This is a genomic window from Paenibacillus sp. FSL E2-0201, from assembly GCF_037963325.1.
GTDB lineage: Bacteria > Bacillota > Bacilli > Paenibacillales > Paenibacillaceae > Paenibacillus_AQ.
Window position 1 is genome coordinate 5,778,738 of the sequence record NZ_CP150154.1, and the last position, 26,224, is coordinate 5,804,961.

Below are 26,224 nucleotides of genomic sequence, written 5' to 3' on the forward strand. Positions count from 1 at the left end.
TTTCAGAAAGTGGTTGGCTAATAAGCCACCACTTTCTGATTTTAAGCAAACTTAAATTATTTTACACTCCAAGTATCAAATCTCCATTTAAGCTGTTCGTTGATTCTATCTTCGTAGGCTTTGATATCCGCTTTATGAAGTTCTCCAACAAATTCAGTCCAAACTTTATCGAAATCGGAAGGGCTAGCCAAGATTGCTTTTGGCAGGTACTTGGTTTTAACTTCTCCCATCTTCGTATCAGCAATTTTTGCTGGAGAATTTTCAACTAGATCTATCGACCAAGCTGGGTAAGCCACTGGGTTCGGTCCAGGCTTACTGAAGAAATCTACATAACTGTCGAATCCATATGCGTCAAGGACTTCCTTGTCATACGCTTCCAACCCTGCTTTATATTCTTCCGGTTGGGCTGCCGCATCCGTTGAGTTACCGTCTGCAAAGTATCCTTGCATTTTAGGAGCAGTAGCATACCAAGCTTCTGCTTTGTTACTTAGCTTCCATGTTGCATCAACTGCGTTGTCCCGTTGTTCTTGGGTTCTTATAAAGCGACCGTCTTCCACTTGATAATCTTCGCCTTCAATCCCCCAAGTGAGGGTTTTTTGCCAATCTTCTTGAATTAATGTGTCCATAAGTTTAAGGATTCTCACTGGATCCTTAGCATTGACAGTGATCCCGAATCCATTATTCAAGTTAAGAGCAGGGCGATCCAGATAATAATCTTTGGTGTTAGTATCATATACAAGAGGCAAACCTACATAAGTGCTCATATCTTTCCCTTGTGTTTTGAGTGAATCTTCTGCTTTCTGGAAGTTCCAGTGCTGATCAAACATTCCCAGTACGGCTCCGCTAGACAATTTAGCTAAATATTGGTCATAATCCATTACAAATGCTTCTTTGTCAATAATACCCAACGCATTCATATCATTAAGCTTTTTATAGTACTGCTTAGCATAGTCTTTATCCGCAAAGATTTCTGCTACGTTATCCTTAACTACTACTCCGCCATCATTAGGATGCCCGATCAGATGCTGAGGAGCGTTGAACAATCCCCAGTTTCTCCAGTCTTTGTTATGAATCTCAAACCCAATTGTTGGTTGACCATCAATGGTTGGATTTTTCTCTTTATATTTCACGATAAGATCGAAATACTCGTCCAAAGTTTTAACGGTTGGATAACCGGCATCTTTAAGTACGGCTTTCTGAATCCAGAAAGCTGGGCCCGAGTAATAAGTTGTATTCATCTCACCGTTATACGCACCATAGTTTGGAAGTGTATAAATGTGTCCATCATTTGGATCCTTCATCATGTTCCAGTAAGCTGCGTAATGCGCTTTCAAATTCGGAGCGTGTTCTTCAATCAAGTCCTCAAGAGGAATAAATGCGCCTGCTGCCGTCAGTTGGGTATTGGAACTCATCAGATCCGGATAATCCGAACCGGCAATCATAACACCAAGCTTCTGTTTAAGATCTCCTGCCAAGAATTCGAAACTGAATGATGCACCTGTTTTTTCTTTGATCATCTTGTAAATTTTGTTATCTGGTGTTGGTTGTTGACCAGCTTCTCCAAGAAAGATACTAACTTCAAAAGGCTCTACCTTCTTGTCATCGGTTCCAGCTGCAGTTGCAGCTGTTGTTTCTGCCGGTTTGTTTTCCCCCTTAGCAGTATTACCGCTGTTATTTCCACCGCACCCTGCTAGAGCAAAACTTAGGGATAACACAGCAATAAGACTAAGTTTGAACTTTGATATTGACTTGCCCCCCATAAAGCACCTCCATATTTTGTTGGTGAAACCATATTGTAAGCCCTTACAAGTTAAATTATAGAGGTGATGATGCCATTGATAATACGCCAGAACTAAAGGTATACCCCCAAAAAGTTTAGGTATTCGCATGTTTAAATTCATTAGGGCTCATCTTCATCTTTTTTTCAAATTGTTTGAGAAACTGACTGTAATTGGAATATCCTACTTTCTCGGCGATCTCACTGTTTTTGAGCTTATTGTGTTGAAGTAAACGTGCAGATTCCTTAATTCGGAGGTCATGCAACTGCTCATTAAAATGAATGCCATTCTTCTTGATCAATAATTGTCCCAGATACACTGGATGCAGGAAGAATACCTCCGACAGCTTTTTAATTGTAAGATTTTCGTGATAATGCGCTTCAATATAGTTGTTGATTTCCTGTACAATCCCCTGTGATTTTTGGCTTTGTTCTTTTAGAAGAATATCAATACTCGCCTCACCACATGATAAAAGATTACGCATTAAATCGTTCAACTTCATCATCGAGTCCCGCATTTCGGGGATTGTTATTTGGGTTAACAGGGAGGATACTTGAACTTCACTAGCTTTCGAAGTAAACTCAACGATCTTATACATAATATGAATAACGATCTTCTTCACAACCTCAGGAGCAATGCGCATCTCACGAAAACTGCGAGAGGCTAAGCCCACAGCTTGTTTAAAGCCTTTTATGTCCAGTGTGTTAATGGGTCTCATTAAGTCATCCATCAGTTGAATTTGATCATAGTGATAGCTGAACTGACTATCTTTGGTTCCTTGATAGGTCAAGAATCCTGAATGATCCGAATTATAAAAATAATACATTAGCGCTTCTTTCGCCGTTCGGTAGCTATTCGCTATTTGAAGCAAAGAGCCCACGCTATCCCCTACTGCAATATACATGGCTTGCTTAGGGTGTTCATTCAGCAAGGGAGCTACTGCATGATATATTGCAGCACCCTCATCAGACTCCGAAGGATAGCCGTATACGATTCCAAAGCAATAAGCCTCCAGATCGATCAGAAACATCGATTCCGTATTCGTTAGGAGAGCTACTGCTTTCTCTCTGATTTCCGTATACATCGTTGGGTCTGTCTGTAGTAAACAAATATTCCAAAGGCTTTTGTCTTCCGATAGACGTGTAAGTACTGTAAAGTCTGACTTATCTTCTGCCTTCTCATTCAATATGCTCTTAAGAAGAGAGACAACCTCCTCTGAGTTTGCCATTTGATTTAAGCTTCGCTTCTGAGTTTCCTGTTCTAATTCCCGATATATCTCCTTCAATTCTTCTGACGCCTCTTCTTCGAATAGCGGCTTCATCAGATAATGGTTAATGCCATAACGTATAGCTGTCTTAGCATATTCAAACTCACTATAACCGCTTAGTATGGCAAACTTAATCGGTTTAGTCTCCTCTTGCTGCCAGGCGGAAACCATTTCCAGACCATTCATTAGCGGCATATTTACATCGGTAATGACAAGATCCGGCAGTAGCTGCTTTATTAACTGTAAGCCCTCTTTGCCATTACTGGAGGTTCCACATACTTCAAAGCCAAGCGCCTGCCAGTCTATCCATAGCTGCATCCCTTCAAGAGCACTAGGCTCATCATCGATCAACAATACTTTGTATTTCATAGGCTCCCTCACCTTCTAGCTATTTTTTCGTTCCAGGAGCTTTAGCGGAATGCCAAACGCGACAACAGTTCCTTCATTTGGGACACTGCTAATTTCAAAGCGAACCTGATCTTCATAATATAGCTCCAGTCTGCGATACACGTTGCGGATTCCGATATTCGTTCCTGAGGACGCTTCTTCATTTTGAACATTAAATAAAATCTCTTTAAGCTGGCTTGGTTCGATCCCTTTACCGTTATCTGAAATCGTAACTTGCAAACGACTATCCTCGATTTCCGTCTTTACTTTAATGATACCGAGTCCTTCTATGGCCTGCAGGCCATGCTTACAGGAATTTTCTACTAAAGGCTGCATGCTTAGCTTTGGAATTTTATATTGCAGCGACTGCTCATCGATCTCAAATTGATAATCAAATTTATCTCTGAACCGGAATTTTTCTATTTTCAGATACATCTCAATGAACGTCATTTCTTCTTCCAATGTAACGAGATCTTCTTTCCAGCTAAGTAGTCTTCTGAGCAACTTGGATAAACTCTTAATGATGTCTGTAACGTCCGAATAATTATTTTTGGTACAGACCACTAAAATGGCATTTAAAGTATTGAAGAGAAAATGGGGATTCATCTGACTTTGCAAAAAATTCAGTTCAGCCCTTACTCTTTCCATCTCCAGGTTATTCTTTTGAATCTCTAGTTTGTATACGTCGTTAATTAGAGAATTAATTTTAGTGGTCATTCTATTAAAGTTGTGAATCAAGTCACCAATCTCATCTTGTCCTTCATCGATTTGAATAAGATCGAATTTCTCATTCGTTACTTTCTGCATATGCCTAGACAACCGTTTCACCCGATAATTGTAGGATCTTAACATCACATATAAAAAGGCGGTTGTGAGCAAGGTGACAATGGACGCCAAAATACCCGCATAAATTCGAATCTCCAGAATCGCCTGAGCAATACGCTCCCCCTGCGTAACCCCTATAATTCGCCAGCTTTTTATATAACTAGCTCCGCCAACGGGTACAATATGTATGTCTTCCTTGCGCTCATCATCCTGAAGCTCGAATACAGGATAAGGATCCTTCGCACCTCTCTGATAACCGCTCTGAGCAGACATAATGATTTCATCCTGCCCGTTAACCAGGTAAAGACTCAAATAATCCTTTTCTCTAATTATAATGTCATATATTTTACTGAGATCCAGGTCAATTCTAAGCAGCTTCTCATAGGTATTTAGTGAGCTGTATACATCCATTCGTTCAATTACACTTAAATAGGGGGCATTAGAAGCCACATTAGGCGCTGCGCTCATTTGATAAGCAGCAAGAAACATATGTTTATTCGCAGTACTGAACTGCTTATACCACTCACTTTCCCTTACCTTGTCCGTGATGACCTGATAGTTACTACCAGAAAAAATGGAGTCATTATTCGTAAATACAGTAATTCGTTCAAGCTGATTGTTAACTGGCATATAACTGTTCATCCGATCTCGAAGCTGTTCGTCGAAGGTGTCATAAAATTCGATCAAGCTCCCATACCTCCGCTCTAGCAATTCATACAGATTCTTATCGGAGGACAGCGTATAGCTAACTGCTACTCCACCCTCAATGAAATCCTGAATATCCTTTCTGGCCCTCTCTAAAGAGATTTCTAAGTTTTGCTGTTCTCTGGATTTGATCAAATCGGAAATCCGATCCAAAAAAACAAGGTTGATAATAATGATAGGGAGAAGCACACCTATAATATAAATGAGGGAAAATTTATAGTTCAGTGGAATGTCATTGACTACTTTTCTAAATCTGAATTTTTTTCTCTCCATACGAAACACCTTGCTTCCCTTAGAGCTATTGGTTTTTATTTTCATTTTTATAGACGGATGGGACTACCCCTACAATCAGCTTGAACTTGTCTATAAAATAGTCTGTATTTGAAAATCCCACCTGCACCGCAATATCCGATATTTTCAGCTGCGTTCGCTTAAGCAGACTTTTGGCTTCCTCAATCCTTTTGGCATTTAAATATTCACTAAAGCCCTGACCCGTTTGTTTCCTGAAAAGCTGTCCCAAATAGGTAGAATTGATATGAAATTGCCGTGCTAAATCCTGAAGCTTCAATTTATTCCGAAATTCACGATCCACATACTGAATCACCTTGTAAATCGTATTTTGTTCATTCTGCTGCTCTAATTCAGATAAATAGACCGTCGCCAGCATAGAAAGACTTTGAACATAGCGGCTTAATGCAAAATAATCATTTAACTCCCCTAAATTTCCATATTCTTGCTGAATCTTTATCATCATCGTATCTGGAGTACCATTCATTTGGGCTATAAGTGTACAAATTGTAAGCTCCAAATGAGCCACTTGGGCTTGCACGATTTCAATCGTCAATAGATTCTCTACGAAAACAGCAAACGTTTCTTTTACACATGGCTGTATCTGTTCTATATCGTTTGCCAGGACCTTATCCAGCAGCAGTTTGAAGTGATCCTCATGGTGTTCATTCTTCTTTAGAGCCCTAAGCTCACAATAATAAAAAACCCCCTTCTTCTGCTGATGTGTCTTGCGTTTCCATACATCAAGCGCCTGCATATAAATTTCTCGAATCGAACACACGCCTACCCCCCTAGTGCTAATCGCCAGGAGTACCGGCTCATGTGATTGTTCAGCAAAATCCGAACGAATCTGGTTGACGATAGCATCCAGACTCTCATTCCCAATAGAAGCAGACTCAAGAATAATCCCTGTTCTTCCCGATCGATCTTGAAAGAAATGTATACTTTCCTGAGGAAAGTAGTCGACAGTTCGTGGAAGAAATGGATTCAAAGATGTGGCTGGTTCGATAAGAATACACATTAATTCTGCATTCGCTTGAAGCTTCAACGTGCTCTGGGTTAGAAGCTCTAAATTTTCGTTGCACTCACCTTGAATTAGACGGTTGATAATATTGTTTACGATAAAAAATTGCTTCTTATCAAGCTCTTCATTGGAAGCGATTTCATTTCGAATCATAGGCGTAATCCTGCTTAATAATGACTCTATTTCTTCATCATCAATAGGCTTTAATAAATAGTCGTTCACTCGTTGTTGCAATGCCGTGTGTGCATATTTAAAATCATTATATCCGGTCAATACCACAAATTTTGGAGGCTTAGGCATCAATTCATTCAGCTTTGTGATAAGCTCGAGACCATTAATAACCGGCATATTAATGTCCGTTAAGACCAATTCCGGTTTATATTCTTGAATAAGTCTCATCGCTTCTGAACCATTACGGGCTTCCCCGCACACTTCAAAGCCGTATTTTTCCCAATCAATCATCGTTCTCAGCCCTTCAAGTACCCAGGGCTCATCATCCACGATCATAACCTTCAGCATGATGTTCGCTCCAATCTCCTTAAGATAAGGCTGCGCTTTCTTATGAAAATATATATTATGCTATCACAATTGGATATTGTTGTGATAGCATAAAATTTCCTTCTTTTGCTTGAACTAGTGCTTTTCTCACTTAAAAAAACAATAAAAAACGATGTATCCAGACTTTCAGACACATCGTATTCAATACATTTTCAGTTGATTTACGCCCTACATACTAATGGTTTTCTCATGATTGATTAACCATTCTTTTCTTGCAATACCGCCGCCATAGCCTCCTAATTCACCGTTACTATTGATCACTCGATGACATGGAACCAAGATCGATAATTGATTCGCTCCATTAGCCCTTGCTACAGCGCGGCAAGCCGAAGGGTGATTTATATTCTCTGCAAGCTCCTTGTACGAAACCGTTTGACCTATAGGAATTCTTCGTAGTTGATTCCATACATTTTGCTGAAAATCAGATCCAAGATAACGAATCGGCGTTCTGAATTCTATAAGTTTTCCTTCGAAATAAAGATTTAATTCCTCTTCAATTTGCTCTAGCACAGCAACCTTTTCAGGCAAAATCGTTGCATTTAAGCGTGTGCGTAATTTCTTGATTTCATTCTCAAGTCCCTTTCGGTCTACAAACTCCAGCAGTAAAAGGTACTCTTCTTCTGCGATCGCAAGCATAGACCCTAATATCGTTTCTATCCAGGTACAGTGCAGCACTTTAATCTGCTTGGAGTGATTCGGGACGGTGCCCATCGTTCGTGAAAAGGCATCCCTAAATCCATTACTCGAATCGTACCCGCTATCCAGTTGTGCGTTAATGATAGAATCCCCATTCCTGATATGTTTGAATGCCAGTCCTAAACGTCTAGAACGTGCATATTCAATAAAGGTCATTCCGAATTGCTTCTTAAATTGTCTGCGTGCAGTATTTGCACTAATTGACAGCTCATCAAAATCTTTATCTGTCCATTTCCTTTCCGGGTTACGCTCTATAGCTTCAACAAGAAGCTTTACTTCTGAGGACATTTTCGTGGGATTGGACAAAGGCTGGCATCTTTTACACGGTCTATATGAAGCTAACAAGGCTTCTTTGGCTGTTGCGAAAAACTCACAATTTTCTTTATAAGGCTTTTTAGCCGGACAAGTTGGCCTGCACATGATGCCTGTTGTTTTTACGCCGACAAAAAATACACCTTCATAATTGGAGTTTTTTTCGACTAACATCTCATAATATTTATCGATTTGCTGTTTATTCGTGATCATAGTGTCGTTAGCTCATTTCTAAATAATGTGCGGGTGGCTGCAGAATGGACCGGGCATCGTCTTGAAGATGATGCAGTGCTTGAAAGTAACTATATGGACCATAGCTAATTCTTTTTACGCCAAGCTCCTGCAATTCAGCATTAGAAATCATACCATCCATCACCATAACATTTACAGGCAGTGGCGACTTTTGCACAAATTGTTCTATCAAACTTTGCTCAGTCAACCCCGGAATAAAAATCGCGTCTGCCCCAGCCTCAGCATAAGCATAGGTACGTTCTATAGCTTCATTTACTAGACCCAGCGAATGCTTCGTTTTTTTGAAAAAGAGATCGGTTCTGGCGTTAATAAATACGTTCTTCTGAAGCTTGGCTGCTACTTGCTGTATCGTTTGAATTCGCTGACTCTGCTCCTTGATTGCCCATAATTCATCGTCCGGATGATTCACCTTTTGATCCTCGAAATTGATCCCGCAGATGCCTAATTGGAATAATTGTTCCATGTTATTGGCTAAGGACTCTTCATCTACAGCATACCCACCCTCAATATCTACCGTCAATGGTACAGATACATGTTCTGCTATTCTAGAAACAGACCACAGTAGCTGCTCAAATGAGAGCTGTTCGCCATCCGAATACCCCCATGCATCCGCCATTGCGAAGCTGCTTGTGGCTATAGCCTTTGAACCTGCTTTTGCTATCGCTTTGGCCGAAGCTACATCCCAACAGTTATATAGCATTAGCGGTTTCTGTTGATTGTGCAGAGATTTAAAATAGTCATAGTCAATTCTGTTCATCAGTGGTCATCTCCATTAAATAGAATAGCACCACTATATAATAGGCATTGATCCGTCATACCAGAAAAATTAACACCAATCTTTTTTTGTACAAGCATAAACGCTTTCGGTGATATACACACTTATATTTTAAAAAAAAGCACCGAGGAATGATCTCATCCTGTAAGGACATGATTCATATCTCGATGCCAGTTTGCACTTAAAGCTCTATTTTACGTAGTGGTTGTTTAGGGGATGGTTTGGGTGACTTTTTCCCTGTTCGCATCGGGATGATTTGTGGTGCCGCAATTCCAATTAGAACGACGAAAATTCCAACCCAGCGAAGCAAAGATACATCTTCTTGCAAAACTAATACGGAGGCGACTACAGCTGCCGGCAACTCCGCCGCACCAAGAATCGTTCCCAGGCCTGAACCCAGTTTCGGAACACCAATAGAAAAGAAGAGTACAGGAATAACTATACCAAGCAGCCCTAAAGGAAGACCATACTTCCAAAGACCATCTGTAAGTGCTCCGTCATAAATAAAGGAAGGCGAAAAAACAACCATAATAATAATCATTGCACTTGTAGTCATATACAAGCTTTTATTCACTGCAGGTACCTGCGTAGCCACTCTACCACTAACAAAAATATAGAAAGCAAAAGACACCGCAGACATCAGACCGAAAACAATACCACTCGTAGTCATTTCGCCTACACTAGGTTCTAGAATCCCCCCAGCTAGTATGGTTCCTATCAGAAGGATAACCATCGAAATTATTTTCTCTCGACTAGGCCATTTTCTATCTACAATCGCCTCCAGAATCACACCAATCCAAGTAAATTGGAATAAGAGCACGATCGCAATCGAAGCAGGTAATTGTTCAACGGCAAACCCATAGAAAATACCCGTCATACTAATGGTAATCCCCGCGCCTAATAACGAAGCACCTACCTTTAACCCGAGTTTTTTTCGGGAAAATAACACAACTAACAAGAGCAGCATGCACCATCCAAAAAAGTATTGCGACCCAACCAGTTGCTGCATTCTAAAGCCATCATTCATTCCAAGCTTAACGATCGTGGAGAGCGATCCATAACTACATGCACCTACAAATACTAGTAAAGCATATTTGAGTAACTTCATATTCATCGTAATCTTCTTTCCTTTCTGTTGAACCTTCCTATTGGACCGTCCAAATCACATAATAAAGCCCCTTGTCATCGAAATGACAAGGGGCGACTGAAACCAAAGAATACATCTTTGACAAAATTCCGCCACTCCATCCACTGGATAGAGTTTGGTTTATTTACTTATAACAACACGAATTATAATATGATAAATCACACAGGGTGTCAACTTGAAATGTTTACAAAGCATTCATTTCAAAAGGGTTGGCTGAAAAATGAACTTCTTCGTTTATAACAATGAGATGAGAGATTGAACCATATTTATCATCCTCAGGATAGGTAACTGCAATAATTGGTCTACTGCCTGCAAACAAATGAACAGCTTCCCAAGATGACCATACCATACACAAAAAAAAGTGAACACACTTATCTTGTTTCTGCAATTTTTACGTTTGCACCTATATTCCCGTCTAATGAGAGAGCCTCTTCAACTTCTGTTTTATTTTATCAAATGGAACGATCCCATGCCATGTACGTGTGATCATTTAAATTCTCCTCATAGGCTCATTCTACGTTATCTTCTGACAACTCATCTTATCAAAGCTTCAATTGATCATAAAGTTTTACAACGTAAATAGCCTGTGATCCTCTTGCTCCTTGCAGAGCAGTGGATCACAGGCTTTGTTATTTTCATTTTCCATCGACAACTGCTTTGGCAGCATGTTCTCCGCTCAGTCGACCGCTAGTTAGGGCATATTGCACAGCACTACCGGTCATGTACACTTGATTGTACAAATAACGATTGGCTGCTTCTCCGCCTGCGTAAAGATTGTTAATGATAGATCCATCTTCTTTTACAACCCTATAGTTCTCGTCAATTTTCAAGCCGCCAAAAGTCCCCATCGTTCTAGGGTAATTCTTAATCGCATAGAAAGGTCCTTTGTTCACTGCAACAAGCGTTGCCGATTCTTTTCCAAAAGCATCTTTGCCTGAAGTGACGCCTGCATTGAAAGTATCCATCGTTGTTACTAGTGCATCTCCAGGTAGCTGCATGGCAGAAGATAATTCTGCAATAGTATTTCCAGTAGCAATCTCATCACTTGGAAGCTTAGCTTCCAGTGTTTTAATCACTTCCGCATTAGCAACACTAGAATCGAGAACCACCCACACTTGTTCATTCTTAGCAGCCTTATTTGTTACAAGGGCGTAATGGCTATTTTCATTCATGTAACGCTCGCCCTTTTCATTCACATATACCTTCGTTGTATCCCACTCTAGGGCACTCAAGCCAGGAATACGAGCAGTCATCCCTAAACCGATGATCCATGGGTCTTCATAAAGAGCAGCTCCTAATTTCTCTGCCATAAGAATTCCATCCCCTGTACTACCTGCACCTGCTGCACTGATATCCATGTTCTTAACAAATTCTGGCAAGAACTCCTTCATTAATTCCTCACTCTTAGCAAAACCACCCGAAGCAATGATCACCTTTTTAGCATGAACGATCAGCTTGCCTTCAGCATTCTCAGCCGTAACTCCGATCACATCGCCTTTATCATTCGTGATTAGCTCGGTAGCTTTGGTCTCCGTAAGGATGTCGATTCCTTTATCCCTAAGTGTCTTTTCCATATTTGCGATTAAGCTTGCTCCACCTGCTTCAGGAAAATGCAGGCGAGCTACAGGATCAACGCCATAACCTTGTACACTTGCATATTTATGATTCATGGTATCTACTAACCATTCTGTCGTATCTACAGCAGCATCCATAAAAGTACGCACCCGATCGTAATCTGGATACTTACTCTCCGGATTACTTGTGCTTTGACGTTCCTTCCACAGCTCTAACCATGACTCTGGTGAGTCTTCAATGCCTTGCTCTTTTTGAAAACGAGTGCCCGTTGCCCCGATTGCTCCACCAGACAAAGCTGTTGAACCACCTAGCGTTGCTAATTTTTCTAATACGATAACTTTGGCACCATTCTCAAAAGCGGATCCAGCCGCAGCAAGCCCTGTACCGCCTCCACCAATAATGACAACATCAGTGGTTAACTCCGTTGCCTTTTGCTCCTTAGCATCCGTTACAGCTACCACCTTAAGCGCCTCTACATCTCCACCCGCTTGTTTGACGCAATCCTCCACTGCAGTAAGAATTGCCTTCGAGGAGTTCGTTGCACCAGATACAGCATCAACAGCCAATGTCTGTCTCTCAACAATTTGCTGCGGAATACGTTCGAACGGCGTATCACTAAGACCTTTGGTTTCACTTTGCTCCTTCACTACAACTGAGACGATCGATTGCTCGTCGAACACTACTTCAACCGTCACATCGCCATTGTTACCAGCGGCTGTCGCCGTATATGTCCCTGCTTTATACATAGCAGAAGCTGAGGCAGTATCTGACTTGGCACTAGTGGCAGTCTCTGAAGCAGATGGTGAACACGCCGCTAAACTTAACAGCAATACAAGACCTAATAACAACAAACTTACCCTTTTCAAATTCCTTTTCATTCTTGTTCCCCCTTGATCTATAAGCACGTAATGATTACTACCCTGAGTGTAAATTCTGGGGTCATCACCACGTCAAGGGAACTTTGTGAAAAAAAGCACATTAAAAAGCGCGAAAAAAAGAAAAGTGTGGGGTTAACCCAATATTTTAGGAAATCAAATTTTGTCTTCTTTTCCGCTCAAATTCGTTCGCAGGTGAAATGTTATCGATCTGACTTTTTTTCCTGCCCGCATACAGCATCAGATATTGTTCTTTATCATTCATATCAATATAGGGGTTGTTCTCAAGAACCGGACCGATTTCTGCAACCTCTAGCTGTGAAAAATACAAAGCATCCAATCTTTCCAATATTCTATTTTTATTAAAGTAATCTCTTAATTCAAGCGGAATGTTTATGAAGTCCTTGCTTTTCGTTCCGATATGAGGATAGGCACCCGTGAGAAGACCCTCTTCTTTTAAAAACGGCGATACAATATCTAATAGGGATTTATTCGTTGATTTAGCGTATATTCTGCTCATCCAATGATCGATGATGATATCCATAGAGGATTCTGCAATCGGTAATTGATCCATGGCACAGCAGAAAAAGATGAAGTTACTATGCTCATGCTGTTGCACTAAATTATCCTTCACACTCGTTATTCTGTCCTTGTCATGACAAATAAGCACATAAGTGCAGCCTTTAGGCAGGTAATCAATATACTGCATTAGAAATCTACCCACACAATTATCTAACTCCATGATATATTTAGGGCTATTTCCGTGGTTTAAAATATAGTCGATGATCGTATGAGTTCCGTTATACATAAAATTCACAAACTTCGGCGAAGTCACCTCGAGGAATTTTTTCTTCGAAGGGATCTCAATCTTTTTCCTTACCGCCTTCTTATCGATGTAGATTCCATCTTCTATCACAGCAATGTAACCGCATTCACAATGAACAGTAGCTTCGATCAGCATACTTTTTTCTACAATCCCGTCACTGATCTCCAAAGCTTGCTTGCAACAAGGGCAATATAATAATCCTGTAGAGGACAGAGGAAATCCCAGTCTTTTCTTTTCACTGATTCCATACCTTTTCAACTCATTGATTCGATCTTTCAGGAGGAAGTCAATCTCCTTACATCTTTGCTGTTCTTTCAGATTCTGCTCTTTTTTTCGCTCCAGTAAGGATAAATAGAAATCTCTGAACTCATCTGTCTTTTCACCGCCAATGCGATTGAAGCATAAAATCTCCTGAATTTCAGTCAGCGAAAAATCCAACTGCTTCAGCATCGTAATTTTTTCGATATCACAGCTATCTTCTTCACTAAATTTATACTGCCAGCCCTGTTTTTCAGCAACTAGAAGGCCCATATCTATATAATGGCGAATGGTATCTTGCGTCACGTTATTCTTTTTGGAGAATTCACCAATTTTCATTTTTCTTTGCTCCTTTTTAGTCATATGAGGTACAAGATTTCAGGATCGTAACATAATTAATTGTGAAAAATAGCACAAACTTCTCGGTCACTACTATATCATGAAACTCAAGGAAATTATGTACATAAAACAAAAGCCTGACCATTAGTGGCCAGGCTAAAAGAGCTAAAAGTCTCATTCCAATTCCATATCGTACGTTTAATCTCTTCCGTCACGCCCTGAGCTTAATTCAAACTCCTCCGTTGAATTTGAAAGACCGCCATTCTGCATACCGCTATTATTGGCTACAGCAAGAACATACACCTTATACTTAATACCTTTAACAATTGAATTGCCGTTAACATCCCTTATCGCAGTGAATGTTGAAGGATTCGTCCCGTTAGGGGTTACCGACGAATAATAAGAGGAATTCACCGCAAGTGCATCCGCCGTACCAAACCCTTGTTTAGACGGAACCACCAATACTCGGTATTCTGAGATGTTGGATTCATTGGCTGATTTGTCGAAACTGATCAGGATTCTACCATTGTCTTCTCTATACGTTACATTTGTTACAGAGATCACCGGACTTTTATTCGCAGATAACGTAATGGCTGATGATTCCCCGGAAATTGCATTTGGACCCGCATAATTTCCGTTGCCGGCAGATAATACATACACTTTATAACTAATTCCAGCCTTTATTAAATTACCACGTACGTCTCTGGCGGAAGAATCTAATACTTGACTGGTACTGCTGCCCGATGTGCTTACCGAGGTGTAATTAGCACTGGATACATTATTTGCATCAGACAGGCTAAAGCTGCTGTAATCAGACGTAGGTACCACCATAATCCGGTATTGGTTGATGTAAGTTTCATCTGTGGCGTGGTTAAACGATACCTGCAAATCCCGGCCGTCGCCGTAGTCATTAACATCGCTAACATTCAAGTTTGTAACAGCCTTTAGGCTGGAATTATTAAACAATGTAACTATCGGTGAAGCGGAAGAGAGCTCATTAGAATCCGAATAACCTCCGCTTCCAACAGATAACACATACACTCTATAGCTACTCCCACTCTTAATCAGATCACCGAGAACATCTCTAGTTGACGAATACAAGACCTGATTTGTAGAAGACCCACTTGTACTAACAGTTGTATAGTTGCCACTTACTACATTATTAGCTGCGTATAAATCAAAACTGCCATAATATGACGTTGGAACTACCATAATTCGGTACTGACTGATATAGGTTTCGTCCGTTGCATGAGTAAATGACACTCTCAAATCTCGGCCATCTCCATAATCATAAACATCGCTGACACTCAAGTTAAAGACTGTGCTCACACTGGAATCATAAATTAATGTAATTACTGATGAAGCATTCGAAAGAACATTCCCTCCTGAATTACTTCCGCTTCCAATAGATAAGATATATACTTTGTAGCTGACTCCATTCTTTATCAAAGCTCCACGTACATCTCTGGCTGACGAGCTCAATGTTAGGCTGGTTGAAGTACCATTTGTACTAGCCGCTGTATAGTTGGCATTTGTTACATTATTGGCTTCGGCTAAACTAAAGCTGCTGTAATATGACGTTGGAACCACCATGATCCGGTACTGGCTAATATAGGTTTCGTCCGTCGCATGAGTAAATGACACCCTTAAATCTCGGCCATCATTATAGTTGCTAACGTCGCTGACAGTTAAGTTAGAGACACCTATGTTGGTCAGTGTTATTGCAGAGGAAACAGAAGACAATACATTATTAGCTGCATTGCTGTTATCCATCGCCATAACAAACACTCTATAGCTTACGCCTGTTTTAAGAAGTGCTCCGTCTGTATCTCTGGATGCTGAAGATAAAATTTGAGTGATATTATTCCCTGTCTTACTGACTAGCGTGCTGTTCGCACTAGATACATTATTGGCTGTGGTTAAATTAAAATTCGAATAATTATTACCTTTAACAACGAATATCCGATAAGAACTTATCTTCGACTCATCTGACAGCTTATTGAAGCTGACCGATAAATCTCTTCCATCCCCATAATCACTTATATCATTTACTTGTACATTATTTATTGCTGTTACAGTCTTATTCACTAGTGTTATAGAGGAGGACCCAATAGAAAGTGCACTGGTATTACTTCCTTTGCCAACCGTCAAGACATACGCCACATACGCTTGATTATTCTTAATTGAATCACCATCAACAGTCCTCGAAATGGATGTTAATTTAATCGAAGGATTTGTGCCTGTCGGTAATACCGTAGAATAATTGTAAGAGGCTACCGCTTGTGCGGATGACAGGTTGAGAATATTCCCTGACTTCACAATCAGAACACGGTAATGATCTACTAGAGATTCATTAACTGCTCGTGTGAAGCTAACCTGAAGATCCCGACCGTCACCATAATCACTCACATCCTGCGCTACTATGTTAGATACTGGTCCAGCGTTTCCAACATTCGAGGCAGAAGTCGTTATAGTTACAACTTGCGTCTTAGGGTTCCATCCCACTTCATGGCCCAGCGCTTCACTGACGAACCTTGTTGGGACCATCGTTCTCCCCTTCAGATTTAAACCAGGCACGTCTAGCGTTACAGCCTTATTGTTAATGGTGGCTGTCTTTGAGCCAATCTTTAACATAATCGTTGTATTATCTTTAGTCGCAGTTACAGTTTGTGCCTTTTGATCCCACTTGATGGAGGCATTAAAGGCCTCAAAAATAGCCCGCAGCGGTACCATCGTCCGCCCGTTCACCATTACCGGTGCTTGATCTGTAGACAATCGAACACCGTCAATAATAATACTGATCGGAGTAGCAGCCTTCACTGAAGATTGAAACATCATCGGAAAGGCTACTAAAACCACTAAAATTGAAATCCATAACTTTTTCACAAATCCACCCTCCTGGAATGACGAATACATTTTTTACCTACTTATTTGACGCCTCTAAGTATATAAAAGTTTCATGATTTATAGGTTACAAAAAAATAATCTTCCCCATCAGTCCATGATGGAAGACGGGTTATGCACTCAGAGAAAAAGAGAGCGCGGTATTACCACGCTCTCTCCTTCCAGTACTCAAATTATTCAGCTTCGCGAAGATTTACACTTTTCTAACCTGTGATCTATACATTAGAAATAGGAAATACGGAGCTCCGATCAACATAATAATAAGGCCTGATGGGATTTCTTTCGGTGCCATTATGGTTCTTCCCAGCGTATCCGCAATCACGAGCATCAATCCGCCAAGTAATCCTGACAGAACAATAGATCGTCTAGTGTGATGCCCAATCATCATCCGTACCGCATGCGGCGCCATAAGTCCGAGGAACCCAATGGTTCCTACACTTGCAACGGCTCCCGCTGCAAGCATCACACCGATAATCATAGCCCAAAGTCGAGTTCCGCGAACGGACAGACCCAAACCTGTTGAACTCTCATCGCCAAATGCTAATAAATCGAATCTACGTCCTAAATAATAAGCCAATGGAACAAGTACAATCAAAAAGATAAACAAGCTATTAAATTGATTCCAGCTTCGTCCGTAAGTCGAACCCGTTAACCAAATTAAGGAGCTGCTGCTCCATAAACTCCCCTTGACGATCATAACCTGTATTCCCGCAGAGGCAATGGCTGATACAGCGATTCCAAGCAGAATAAGGACAGATGGATTCAAGGCTCTACGCCATGCCAAAACAAACACAAAGGCTGCAGCTAGAGCACCACCCGCAATTGCTGCAATGGGGACCGCTATTACCGTCAGTGCCGGAAAAGCGATCATCACAGTTAGCGCCCCCAATCCAGCACCCGAGGTCACACCAATAATGGAGGCATCAGCCAGCGGATTTCGGACAGCGCTTTGAATCAAGACACCGCTAACGGCAAGAGCTATACCGCCGCCAGCGGCAACGAGTGTACGCGGAAGTCGTAAATTCAACAGGACGGAATACGATCCATCTCCGCTGTGGACAAGACTGCTCAACAGATCCCTGATTGGTATTCTCGTTCCCCCAAGTGACAAACTCACAAGGATAACAACAATGAGCAGGACGGTCATACATATGACCGTCGGAACAAAGCGCATCCGAAGCGCTGTTCCGCCTATATTCATAGATGACTGACCAGAGCCTGAACCTGAGATATTTTTCATCTTGGTGAGGACTAGCCAAATGAGCCAAGGCGCTCCAATGATCGCCATAACTGCCCCAACTGGCATCTCCCCTACACTGCTACGAACCACGCGCGCAAGCGTATCCGCTGCCGTAATGAGCAGGGCTCCCCACAACGCACTTGCAGGAATGAGCAGGTGGTGCTTTCGAATACCACTAAGCCGAACCAGATGAGGAGCCACTAGACCAACAAATCCGATCGGACCGACCACGCTGACCACGACCGCAGCCAATAATACAGATAAACCTAGACCTAAACCCCGTGCCAATCCAACACGTTGCCCAAGCGAGCGGGCAGTGGATTCATCAAGCTCCAGCGCATCAAATTGTCTACCTGCGAGCATAGCTGCTATAAGCAATGGAATTACAAACGGCCAGGCATACTTAACACCGTCCCAATCTAGCTGTATCAATGAGCCTGAGCCCCATAAGAATAGGTTTTGTGTTTCGTTCTTGTTAAAAATATGTAGGGCCGATGTAAAAGCTCCGAGAACCATAGACACAATCATACCTGATAATGCCAATCGGACAGGCGTAGCCCCTTTACCACCGCTCAACAAATAAGCGGCTAATGCGGCAAGCAGTCCCCCTGCTACTGCAAGCAAGAATGGGAACTGATGCTGCAAAGCTGGAAAAGTAACCATTCCAAGGACAACCATAAAATAAGCTCCGGCATTAATCCCTAATGTATCTGAGGAAGCCAGCGGATTCTTCGTTATCGTTTGCAGTAATGCTCCAGCCGCAGCCAGGGCGGCCCCAGCCAGTAGGCCTATCACCGTACGCGGCATCCGGATATCCCAGAGCAGATTATGTTCCATCACATCCTGGCGATTCAGCAATCCCTCCAACACCGTAGCTGCAGGGATTTTGGCTTCACCGAAGCCTAGGCTTAGAATGGACAGAACAAAGAGGGCGGCAAGGCCGCCCCCAAATATTACAATGATACGCCAGATCATTCCACTCGAGGCTTCTTTTCTGCTCTTCCCGTTCATAAAAGCACTCATTTCGTTAATGTATTTATAACTTCATCCACGATAACTTTGGAGGAGATCGGACCGCCGAAAACCCAAGTAGTACTGCTCAAACCGAAAGTACGATTCTCTTTCACAAAGTTAAGGCCGTTCCACACGGAATTATCCTTCAGCTCTTTCGTGAAAATATTATCATCCTTCTGGACGATATACATCAGGTTAGTATCCTGAACAGCCGGCAATGCTTCAACCGTTGATGTAGTGAAGCCGTAAGCTTCGAATTTTTCGGGTTTCCAGTCGTTCTTCAAACCAATCCGCTCCAATGTTTGTACAGCAAGTGAGTTATCTGTAAAAAGACGCAATGTTGCTGCATTCTGGTAGCTGTAAGCTTGCGTCAGCACGTAATTCAAGCCTTCTTTACCTGCTTCAGCCAGCTTTGCCTTCGCTTCCGCATAATGTGCATCCAGGTCAGCAAGAACCTTGTCGCCTTCCGCGGTTTTACCTACAGCCGCTGCAATCGTTTTGAAAGTATCTTCCATCAACGTATACTGATTGCCTTGTCCTTCTTCCGGATACAGACCGAAAATCAGTGTTGGAGCGATGCCTTTTAATTGATCATAAATTCCTTCGTGTCCACCCGTATTCGCAATAATCAAATCTGGTTTTAATGAAGCAATGGTCTCTAGATCCGGCTCGTCGCGTGAACCAACATCCGTTACGCTTGCATCGAGTGGTACTTCAGAAGTTACATATAACTTGTAGTTTTCGTTATCGGCGTTCCCCACCGGCTGCATTCCGAGCGCAATAATATCTTCTGTAAATGTCCATTCCAGAACTACAACCTTTTGCGCAGGTTTATCCAACTTAACCTCGCCTTTAGAATCTTTTAATACGATCGGACCGCTTGTAGATTCACTACTTGCATTTTCAGAAGCTGGTTTGTCATTTGCTCCCGCGTTCGATGTTGAATTATTCTTTTGGCTAGTACCACAGCCAGATACTACCAATATGATAGCGATAACCATAAATAAACTAATTAACCTTTTGTGCATTCTCTTTATCCCCCTGTATGTACCGCTCGAAGTTTTATTCTATGATAATTGTTATCATCCTATTGATAATGATTATCATAGAGAACATAATAGATATCTTATACGTGATTCCGCTGAAAGTCAAAGTTAAAATTTTATATAGAAGGACCTTCCCATACAAAAAATCCTAATAAATCAAGGGTTTCCTTGATCATTAGGACGTCCTATTACTCCATTTTTTGGTTGGTAATTCTTTCGATGTGTATGGTGAGATACAACATTTCATCATTTGTTAATTCACGATTGTATGTTTTATCAATATAGATTTTTATTTTCTCAACACTGGCAAAAGCTTCTTTGTATTGCTCCTTCACTAAATTAAATAAGCCATTCTCATTATCCGGCGGCGGTGTACCGTTGATGAGACGTTGTGCAAAAAATTTCAAGTGAGTGATAAACCGGTAATAAGAGAGTGACTCCTCATCGTATTCTAGTCTGAAATGATGCTTCACAATATTTAATATATCATTCATTATCTTCGTAATATTCACCATATTGGGCATCTCTTCATTTAATTCAGCATTCACCAGATGGAGAGCAATATGTCCTGCCTCATCCTCGGGAAGCATAATGCCGAACTTTGAGTGAATAATTTGAAGTGCAGCTTTCCCAACCTCGTATTCTTCCTTATAGAACTTTTTAATTTCCCAAAGCATAGCGTTTTTAATCTTCATTCCTTTTGAGAATCGCTCCAATGCAAAGCTGATATGATCGGTCAGACTAACATAGATGCTATCGTCCAACATTTTACCGAGTTGCAGTTTGGCAAAGTTGATAATCTCTTCTGAAAGCTCCATATGCTCTATTGGAATCTCGGAAAGAAGCGTTTTTAGCTTATCTGATAGTTTTTGATTGTTTAACGTAAATATTTTTTCAATTTTGTCTTCTTCTAAGATGTCTCCTCGTTTTTTCTTAAAAGCAAGGCCTCTCCCCATGATTACCAATTCAATATTTTGATCATCTATGACGGTAACTACATTATTGTTTAATATTTTTTCAATCTGCATGCTACAACTCCTTGTACCAAAAATTAAAAAAGGCAAAACCAAAAGTAACCATTAAACAAATGGCTTAACTTCGGGTTTTGCCTGCACGACCAGTAACAATCCACAATTATTAATTTATAAAAATCATACCATGGACTTATTTAATCGACAAGCATCTAGCAATCCTTTCCATTATGCGCAACTAGCTATATTTTTATTATGTTTTTCATAAAAAAATCGACCTCTCAGCATCCATACTAAGAGATCGATTTCGTTTTAATTCTTATGGCCTGCCACTAATCAAACTACTACCGTCAACAAATCTTCGCCCGGTGTGATCGCTGCTTTTTTAGTGCCAATAACGTCACTATAGTTAGCTGTATTGGTAATAATGATCGGTGTTGTACTTTGATAGCCTTCATTTTTAATTTGCTCGAGATCGAATTCAATCAGTAGGTCACCCTGTTTAACAGTTGCTCCTTCTTCCACCTTCACATCAAAGTATTTACCCTTTAACTTCACAGTTTCTATACCGATATGAATCAGAACTTCAACGCCATCATCCGATACGACTGCAATACAATGACCTGTTCTAAAAATGGTGGATACAACCCCGCTTACTGGGGAGTACAGCTTACCTTCTGAAGGTTCAATTGCCATCCCCTTGCCCATTGCTTCAGAAGCAAATGCAGCATCATCTACGGAGGATAATGGGATTACGTTACCGGCAAGAGGGCTTGCAACCGTTGTACTTTTCACAGCGTGAGGCAGAATAACCTCATTGTTCTCAGAACTCGTAGTTTCTTCCTCAGCGATCACTTTCTTTTTGTCTTCAAAACCAAAGAACATCGTAATCACCGTAGCCAATATAATCGTCCCAAGAGCTATGATCGCTTGAATAGCCAAAGGTGAGAATGCAGGAAGACTTAATACGCTAACAAATGCGAATACTTCCATTTTTACACCAGCAAGACCCGACATCGCTCCACCTAGACCACCGGCAATAGATACATAAATAAAAGTCCGTTTGTAACGTGTCAGCAATCCGTAAATAATAGGTTCAGTTACGCCTGAGAGCGCGCCAGGTAAAAAGGTACTTCCGGCCAATGTTTTCAACTTTTTGTCTTTTGTTTTCAAGAAAATACCTAAGGCAACACCAAGTTGAGCGAAAATAGCCATACCTGCCATTGCATAGATCGGATCTCCACCCTTAGCAATGTTTTCAAGAATAATCGGAACGAGTCCCCAGTGCAAACCGAGCACGGTCAGGTACGTCCAGGAAATCCCCACAATTGCACCCGTAATAATACCACTCTTACTGCTGAGGAACACAATAGCGTCTCCGATTAAGTTCCCTACATTCACTCCAAACGGTCCGAAAACCAAAATGGTTAAAGGAACAATTAACATCAAACATAACATAGGTACCAAGAACAATTGTAAATCCTTGTGTATAAACTTTCTTAGCTGCTTATCTAATAAAGCATATATACAGATAGCGATGAAAATCGGAAAAACGCTCGATGAATAATCCGACATTACTAAAGGAATACCTAGAAAATGTGGAGATTCAATACTGGCTAATCCCGTAATATTTGGTTCGAGTAAAGCCGCACCGATAGCGCCCCCTACGTAAGCATTTACACCAAGTCTAATCGATAACGTAATGCCTAGGAAAATTGGCAGAAAGTAAAACACGGCATTACTAGCGCCGGCTAGTACTTTGTAAGTCTCTCCATCCGCTGCTAAAACATTTAACGAAGTCAGTACAGTTAATAGCGCTTTCAACATACCCGCACCCGCTAAGGCACCAATTAAAGGCGAGAAGCTTCTAGAAATCACATCAAAAATCAGGGTTCCTATAGGTTTCTTAACCGTATTATCGCCAGAATTACTACTAGGGGATATGGATTTGCTTATCTCTTTATAAACATCAGCAACATGGGTACCCACAATAACTTGGAATTGTCCCCCTTTGCTAACTGCACCAATAATCCCTTCCATTTTATCCAGCTTTTCTTTATCAACTTTCTGTTCATTATTAAGCGTGAATCTTAGTCGAGTAGCACAGTGAATTACGTTGTTAATATTTTTCTCTCCACCGACAGATTGAATGATGTCTTTACCCAGCTGTTCATAACTCATTATCCTACACCCCTTTGGTAACCGATATATTAATCAATCGAGAAGGAATGAACGCAAAAAAACCTAAATCACATTTATGCACGAGAGAGAAATCTCCCGTAAACATAAATGAAACTTAGGTTTTGCCTGCTATGCAGTAGCAATCCTGATATCCGATTAATTGTTATTTACAAATTAACATGTTCAATTCATGATGTCAACCGACATCCTAGAACAGGTTCTGTCCATTTGATTCAATCACTTCTTTGTACCAGTGGAAGGACTTCTTCCGGTATCGTTCAAGAGTACCTGAACCATCATCATGACGGTCCACATAAATGAAGCCATAACGTTTCTTTAGTTCGGCGCTCGTTGCGCTAACCAAGTCGATGCAGCCCCAGCTTGTATAGCCCATGACTTCCACTCCGTCGGCAATAGCCTCCGCGACCTGAACCAGATGATCTCGTAAATAATTGATCCGATAGTCGTCGTTTATTACCTTTTCGCCGTTCCCATCTACTACCAGCTGATCGACAGCGCCAAGACCATTTTCCACGATAAACAGCGGTTTCTGATATCGGTCGTAGAACATATTCATAACATAACGCAAGCCTTGTGGGTCGATCTGCCAGCCCCATTCGCTCGCTTCCAGATACGGATTAGGCACCCCACCCAGCAGGTTCCCTTCTCCTCTGATCTGTTTCTCTGGATCAGCCGTTTCACAAGTGCTCATATAGTAACTGAACGATATGAAATCCACAGTATGCTTCAGAATCTCTTCGTCCCCTGGCTCAAAATGAATGTGAATCCCATTTTCTTTGAAGAACCGCTTCATATAGCCAGGGTAATACCCTCTAGCATGAACATCCGCAAAGAACATATTTTTGTGATCACTTTGCATTACCTTGATCAAATCGTCCGGATGCGGAGTGAGAGGATAAATCGGCATGCTAAGCACCATACACCCTATTTGGAAGTCTGGATTAATCTCATGTCCGATCTTCACGGCCAGAGCACTTGCTACGAACTCATGATGAATAGCTTGATACAGATCCTGCTTACTCAATTTCTCTAACGGCGTATTGATCCCGCCACTCATAAATGGAAACTCAAGAATGGAGTTAATCTCGTTAAAGGTCAGCCAATATTTAACCTTGTTCTTGTAACGATTATATATCGTTCTTACATAGCGCTCGTAAAAATCCACCATCTTACGGTTAACCCATCCATCATATTCTCTTGCCAGATGTAGCGGAGTTTCATAATGGGAGATAGTCACCAGTGGCTCGATGCCGTATTTATGACACTCATCGAATAGGTCGTCGTAAAACTGCAGACCATTTTCATTGGGCTCCAGCTCGTCCCCTTTCGGAAAAATCCGGGACCAGGCAATAGACGTCCGGAACACTTTAAAGCCCATTTCCGCGAACAGCTTAATATCTTCTTTATATCGGTGATAGAAATCGATTCCCACCAGCTTCATATTATCGTCAGTAGGAACCTCTGTAGGCGCAGACTTAATCCCCTTCGGCATAACATCTTGGGTGGACCATCCTTTACCATCCTCCTGATACGCCCCTTCAAGCTGATTGGCTGCTACAGCACCGCCCCATAAGAATCCTTTTGGAAATTGCAATTCCATATTTTTTCCCGCCTTTGCTATTGTGATAGTATAGGATTACTGCTCTAATTCGAATCCTAAACCTTGGAACGCGTTACATGTCAAGTATTATTCATGTGAAGGAGAACAAACCGATGTCCACTCTTGACGAAATTGCTAAGCTATCGGGCTTTTCCAAAGCCACGGTGTCCCGCGTCCTGAACCAATCGCCTCATGTTAGCAAGGAGACTCGTGAGAAAATTCTCGCCATTATGAAGGAAACGGATTATGTTCCTAACCGAAATGCCATTTCTTTATCCAAAGGTCAGACGCAGCAAATCGGCATGATCACCATGGACTTAAACGAGCTTATTCTGAGCTTTATGAACAGCTTCGTCGAAATCTCCGGTCGTTACGGATACCAGACGATTATTTATACTACCGGTGGGGATAAGCAAAAGGAGCTTCAGGCTTTTGAGGATCTCAAAATGAAACGAGTCGACGCCCTGCTCATCCTGACCTCCGTTAACGAACAGAATGTCATCTCTTCCTACTGCAAATACGGACCCATCGTATCCTGGCAGCGCATGGACCATCCTGATATACCGTCCGTTGCCATGAACCAATATGATGGATACGCACTCGCTTTGGAGCATTTGATAGCGCGGGGTTATAAGCGTATCGCTAATGCCTTCGGCCGTCCCAGCAGCATTAATACCCAAAGCAGACGCCTGGCCTATGAGCACATCATGACCAAATATAATCTTCCCGTTGTCGAGAATTGGTATTACTCTACGATTTACAGCATCCACGACGGAGAGCAGTTACTGCGCACCCTTATGGATGAAACAGACCGGCCGGACGCGATTTTGTGCTCCAATGATTTGGTCGCGGCGGGCATTCTCAGCGAAGCACGCAGGCAGAAATTGGACGTGCCCAGGGATCTCGCCATCGTTGGTTTTGATCATTCAGAGCTGTCGCGAACCCTTGGAATCACCACCATTCTGAATCCGATTGCGGGACAGGCAGAGAACGCTTTTCTTCTGCTGGCTCCAGTGCTACTTGGGCGGGAGATGGAACTGCAGCCACTGTCGTTTCAACTAATTCAACGGGAGACAACCTAGTTTGCCCATTGTTATAGTATTACCCGGGTGTATGAAAATAAAAAAGTCCTGATTGATCAAAAGTTTCTTGATCATCAGGACTTTTTTGTATAAATACTAATATTTTGAATATCTACTCTCACCATCCATCTACTGAGAATTATTCACCTTGATAATCCAGACGAGACATTTTTATGATCTAGGAACACTTCGCTTTGCTTATCCCGGATAAACATCATCTTCATAGGATTCCCATACACCTCTTCAGGATTTCTTTAGAATTCTCACCACTAAATCCT

The 26,224-nt window shown here is 41.5% G+C and carries 17 protein-coding genes; 1 reads left to right on the top strand and 16 read right to left on the bottom strand.

Going from position 1 to position 26,224, the window contains the following annotated elements; all coding sequences use genetic code 11:
• Positions 1–56: 56 nt before the first annotated feature.
• From NSU15_RS25965 to ascB, 16 genes are all read right to left on the bottom strand, one after another.
• Positions 57–1,760 carry a sugar ABC transporter substrate-binding protein gene (locus NSU15_RS25965; RefSeq protein WP_042130962.1) on the bottom strand — a complete coding sequence of 568 codons (1,704 nt, stop codon included), beginning with the start codon at positions 1,758–1,760 and terminating at the stop codon, positions 57–59.
• A gap of 115 nt (positions 1,761–1,875) precedes the next feature.
• Positions 1,876–3,414: a response regulator gene (locus NSU15_RS25970; RefSeq protein ID WP_042130963.1), complete on the bottom strand. Its 1,539-nt coding sequence runs from the start codon at positions 3,412–3,414 to the stop codon at positions 1,876–1,878.
• Between the two features lie 15 nt (positions 3,415–3,429).
• A complete protein-coding gene (locus NSU15_RS25975; protein WP_042132473.1) occupies positions 3,430–5,235 on the bottom strand; it encodes a sensor histidine kinase in 1,806 nt (601 codons plus the stop codon).
• Between the two features lie 25 nt (positions 5,236–5,260).
• Entirely contained in the window at positions 5,261–6,793 is a 1,533-nt protein-coding gene (locus NSU15_RS25980) for a response regulator transcription factor (RefSeq protein WP_339288068.1), read from the bottom strand.
• Between the two features lie 207 nt (positions 6,794–7,000).
• Positions 7,001–8,053, bottom strand: a complete 1,053-nt coding sequence (locus NSU15_RS25985; protein WP_339288070.1) for a trifunctional transcriptional activator/DNA repair protein Ada/methylated-DNA--[protein]-cysteine S-methyltransferase — start codon at positions 8,051–8,053, stop codon at positions 7,001–7,003.
• A 7-nt stretch (positions 8,054–8,060) separates the two neighbouring features.
• A complete protein-coding gene (locus NSU15_RS25990) occupies positions 8,061–8,849 on the bottom strand; it encodes an isocitrate lyase/phosphoenolpyruvate mutase family protein (RefSeq protein WP_339288071.1) in 789 nt (262 codons plus the stop codon).
• A 199-nt stretch (positions 8,850–9,048) separates the two neighbouring features.
• A complete protein-coding gene (locus NSU15_RS25995) occupies positions 9,049–9,975 on the bottom strand; it encodes a DMT family transporter (protein WP_042132474.1) in 927 nt (308 codons plus the stop codon).
• A 223-nt stretch (positions 9,976–10,198) separates the two neighbouring features.
• A complete protein-coding gene (locus NSU15_RS26000) occupies positions 10,199–10,363 on the bottom strand; it encodes a hypothetical protein (protein WP_339288072.1) in 165 nt (54 codons plus the stop codon).
• A 286-nt stretch (positions 10,364–10,649) separates the two neighbouring features.
• Positions 10,650–12,467 carry an FAD-dependent oxidoreductase gene (locus NSU15_RS26005; protein ID WP_339288074.1) on the bottom strand — a complete coding sequence of 606 codons (1,818 nt, stop codon included), beginning with the start codon at positions 12,465–12,467 and terminating at the stop codon, positions 10,650–10,652.
• A 145-nt stretch (positions 12,468–12,612) separates the two neighbouring features.
• The gene (locus NSU15_RS26010) at positions 12,613–13,887 is read right to left on the bottom strand and encodes a MerR family transcriptional regulator (RefSeq protein ID WP_042130969.1); all 1,275 of its coding nucleotides are present in this window, start codon (positions 13,885–13,887) and stop codon (positions 12,613–12,615) included.
• A gap of 198 nt (positions 13,888–14,085) precedes the next feature.
• On the bottom strand, positions 14,086–16,773 hold the full coding sequence (locus NSU15_RS26015) for a copper amine oxidase N-terminal domain-containing protein (RefSeq protein ID WP_339288075.1): 2,688 nt from the start codon (positions 16,771–16,773) through the stop codon (positions 14,086–14,088).
• Between the two features lie 211 nt (positions 16,774–16,984).
• The gene (locus NSU15_RS26020) at positions 16,985–19,042 is read right to left on the bottom strand and encodes an iron ABC transporter permease (protein WP_339288076.1); all 2,058 of its coding nucleotides are present in this window, start codon (positions 19,040–19,042) and stop codon (positions 16,985–16,987) included.
• An 8-nt stretch (positions 19,043–19,050) separates the two neighbouring features.
• Entirely contained in the window at positions 19,051–20,073 is a 1,023-nt protein-coding gene (locus tag NSU15_RS26025) for an iron-siderophore ABC transporter substrate-binding protein (RefSeq protein WP_042130970.1), read from the bottom strand.
• A gap of 206 nt (positions 20,074–20,279) precedes the next feature.
• Positions 20,280–21,119, bottom strand: a complete 840-nt coding sequence (locus NSU15_RS26030) for a PRD domain-containing protein (RefSeq protein ID WP_339288078.1) — start codon at positions 21,117–21,119, stop codon at positions 20,280–20,282.
• Positions 21,120–21,398: 279 nt separating this feature from the next.
• A complete protein-coding gene (locus NSU15_RS26035) occupies positions 21,399–23,243 on the bottom strand; it encodes a beta-glucoside-specific PTS transporter subunit IIABC (protein WP_042130972.1) in 1,845 nt (614 codons plus the stop codon).
• A 208-nt stretch (positions 23,244–23,451) separates the two neighbouring features.
• On the bottom strand, positions 23,452–24,864 hold the full coding sequence (gene ascB, locus NSU15_RS26040) for a 6-phospho-beta-glucosidase (RefSeq protein ID WP_042130973.1): 1,413 nt from the start codon (positions 24,862–24,864) through the stop codon (positions 23,452–23,454).
• A gap of 113 nt (positions 24,865–24,977) precedes the next feature.
• Here ascB and NSU15_RS26045 point away from each other — a divergent pair, with 113 nt between their 5' ends.
• A complete protein-coding gene (locus NSU15_RS26045; protein WP_076120945.1) occupies positions 24,978–25,946 on the top strand; it encodes a LacI family DNA-binding transcriptional regulator in 969 nt (322 codons plus the stop codon).
• The last annotated feature ends 278 nt before the right edge of the window (positions 25,947–26,224 follow it).

Excerpts from the sequence above, each read along its gene's own strand:
- NSU15_RS26000 (WP_339288072.1), bottom strand. The coding sequence starts at position 10,363 with ATGGTATGGTCATCTTGGGAAGCTGTTCATTTGTTTGCAGGCAGTAGA.
- NSU15_RS26045 (WP_076120945.1), top strand. The coding sequence starts at position 24,978 with ATGTCCACTCTTGACGAAATTGCTAAGCTATCGGGCTTTTCCAAAGCC.
- NSU15_RS25970 (WP_042130963.1), bottom strand. The coding sequence starts at position 3,414 with ATGAAATACAAAGTATTGTTGATCGATGATGAGCCTAGTGCTCTTGAA.
- ascB (WP_042130973.1), bottom strand. The coding sequence starts at position 24,864 with ATGGAATTGCAATTTCCAAAAGGATTCTTATGGGGCGGTGCTGTAGCA.
- NSU15_RS25965 (WP_042130962.1), bottom strand. The coding sequence starts at position 1,760 with ATGGGGGGCAAGTCAATATCAAAGTTCAAACTTAGTCTTATTGCTGTG.
- NSU15_RS26025 (WP_042130970.1), bottom strand. The coding sequence starts at position 20,073 with ATGCACAAAAGGTTAATTAGTTTATTTATGGTTATCGCTATCATATTG.
- NSU15_RS25975 (WP_042132473.1), bottom strand. The coding sequence starts at position 5,235 with ATGGAGAGAAAAAAATTCAGATTTAGAAAAGTAGTCAATGACATTCCA.
- NSU15_RS26005 (WP_339288074.1), bottom strand. The coding sequence starts at position 12,467 with ATGAAAAGGAATTTGAAAAGGGTAAGTTTGTTGTTATTAGGTCTTGTA.
- NSU15_RS25995 (WP_042132474.1), bottom strand. The coding sequence starts at position 9,975 with ATGAAGTTACTCAAATATGCTTTACTAGTATTTGTAGGTGCATGTAGT.
- NSU15_RS26035 (WP_042130972.1), bottom strand. The coding sequence starts at position 23,243 with ATGAGTTATGAACAGCTGGGTAAAGACATCATTCAATCTGTCGGTGGA.
- NSU15_RS25990 (WP_339288071.1), bottom strand. The coding sequence starts at position 8,849 with ATGAACAGAATTGACTATGACTATTTTAAATCTCTGCACAATCAACAG.
- NSU15_RS25985 (WP_339288070.1), bottom strand. The coding sequence starts at position 8,053 with ATGATCACGAATAAACAGCAAATCGATAAATATTATGAGATGTTAGTC.
- NSU15_RS26020 (WP_339288076.1), bottom strand. The coding sequence starts at position 19,042 with ATGAACGGGAAGAGCAGAAAAGAAGCCTCGAGTGGAATGATCTGGCGT.
- NSU15_RS26010 (WP_042130969.1), bottom strand. The coding sequence starts at position 13,887 with ATGAAAATTGGTGAATTCTCCAAAAAGAATAACGTGACGCAAGATACC.
- NSU15_RS25980 (WP_339288068.1), bottom strand. The coding sequence starts at position 6,793 with ATGCTGAAGGTTATGATCGTGGATGATGAGCCCTGGGTACTTGAAGGG.
- NSU15_RS26030 (WP_339288078.1), bottom strand. The coding sequence starts at position 21,119 with ATGCAGATTGAAAAAATATTAAACAATAATGTAGTTACCGTCATAGAT.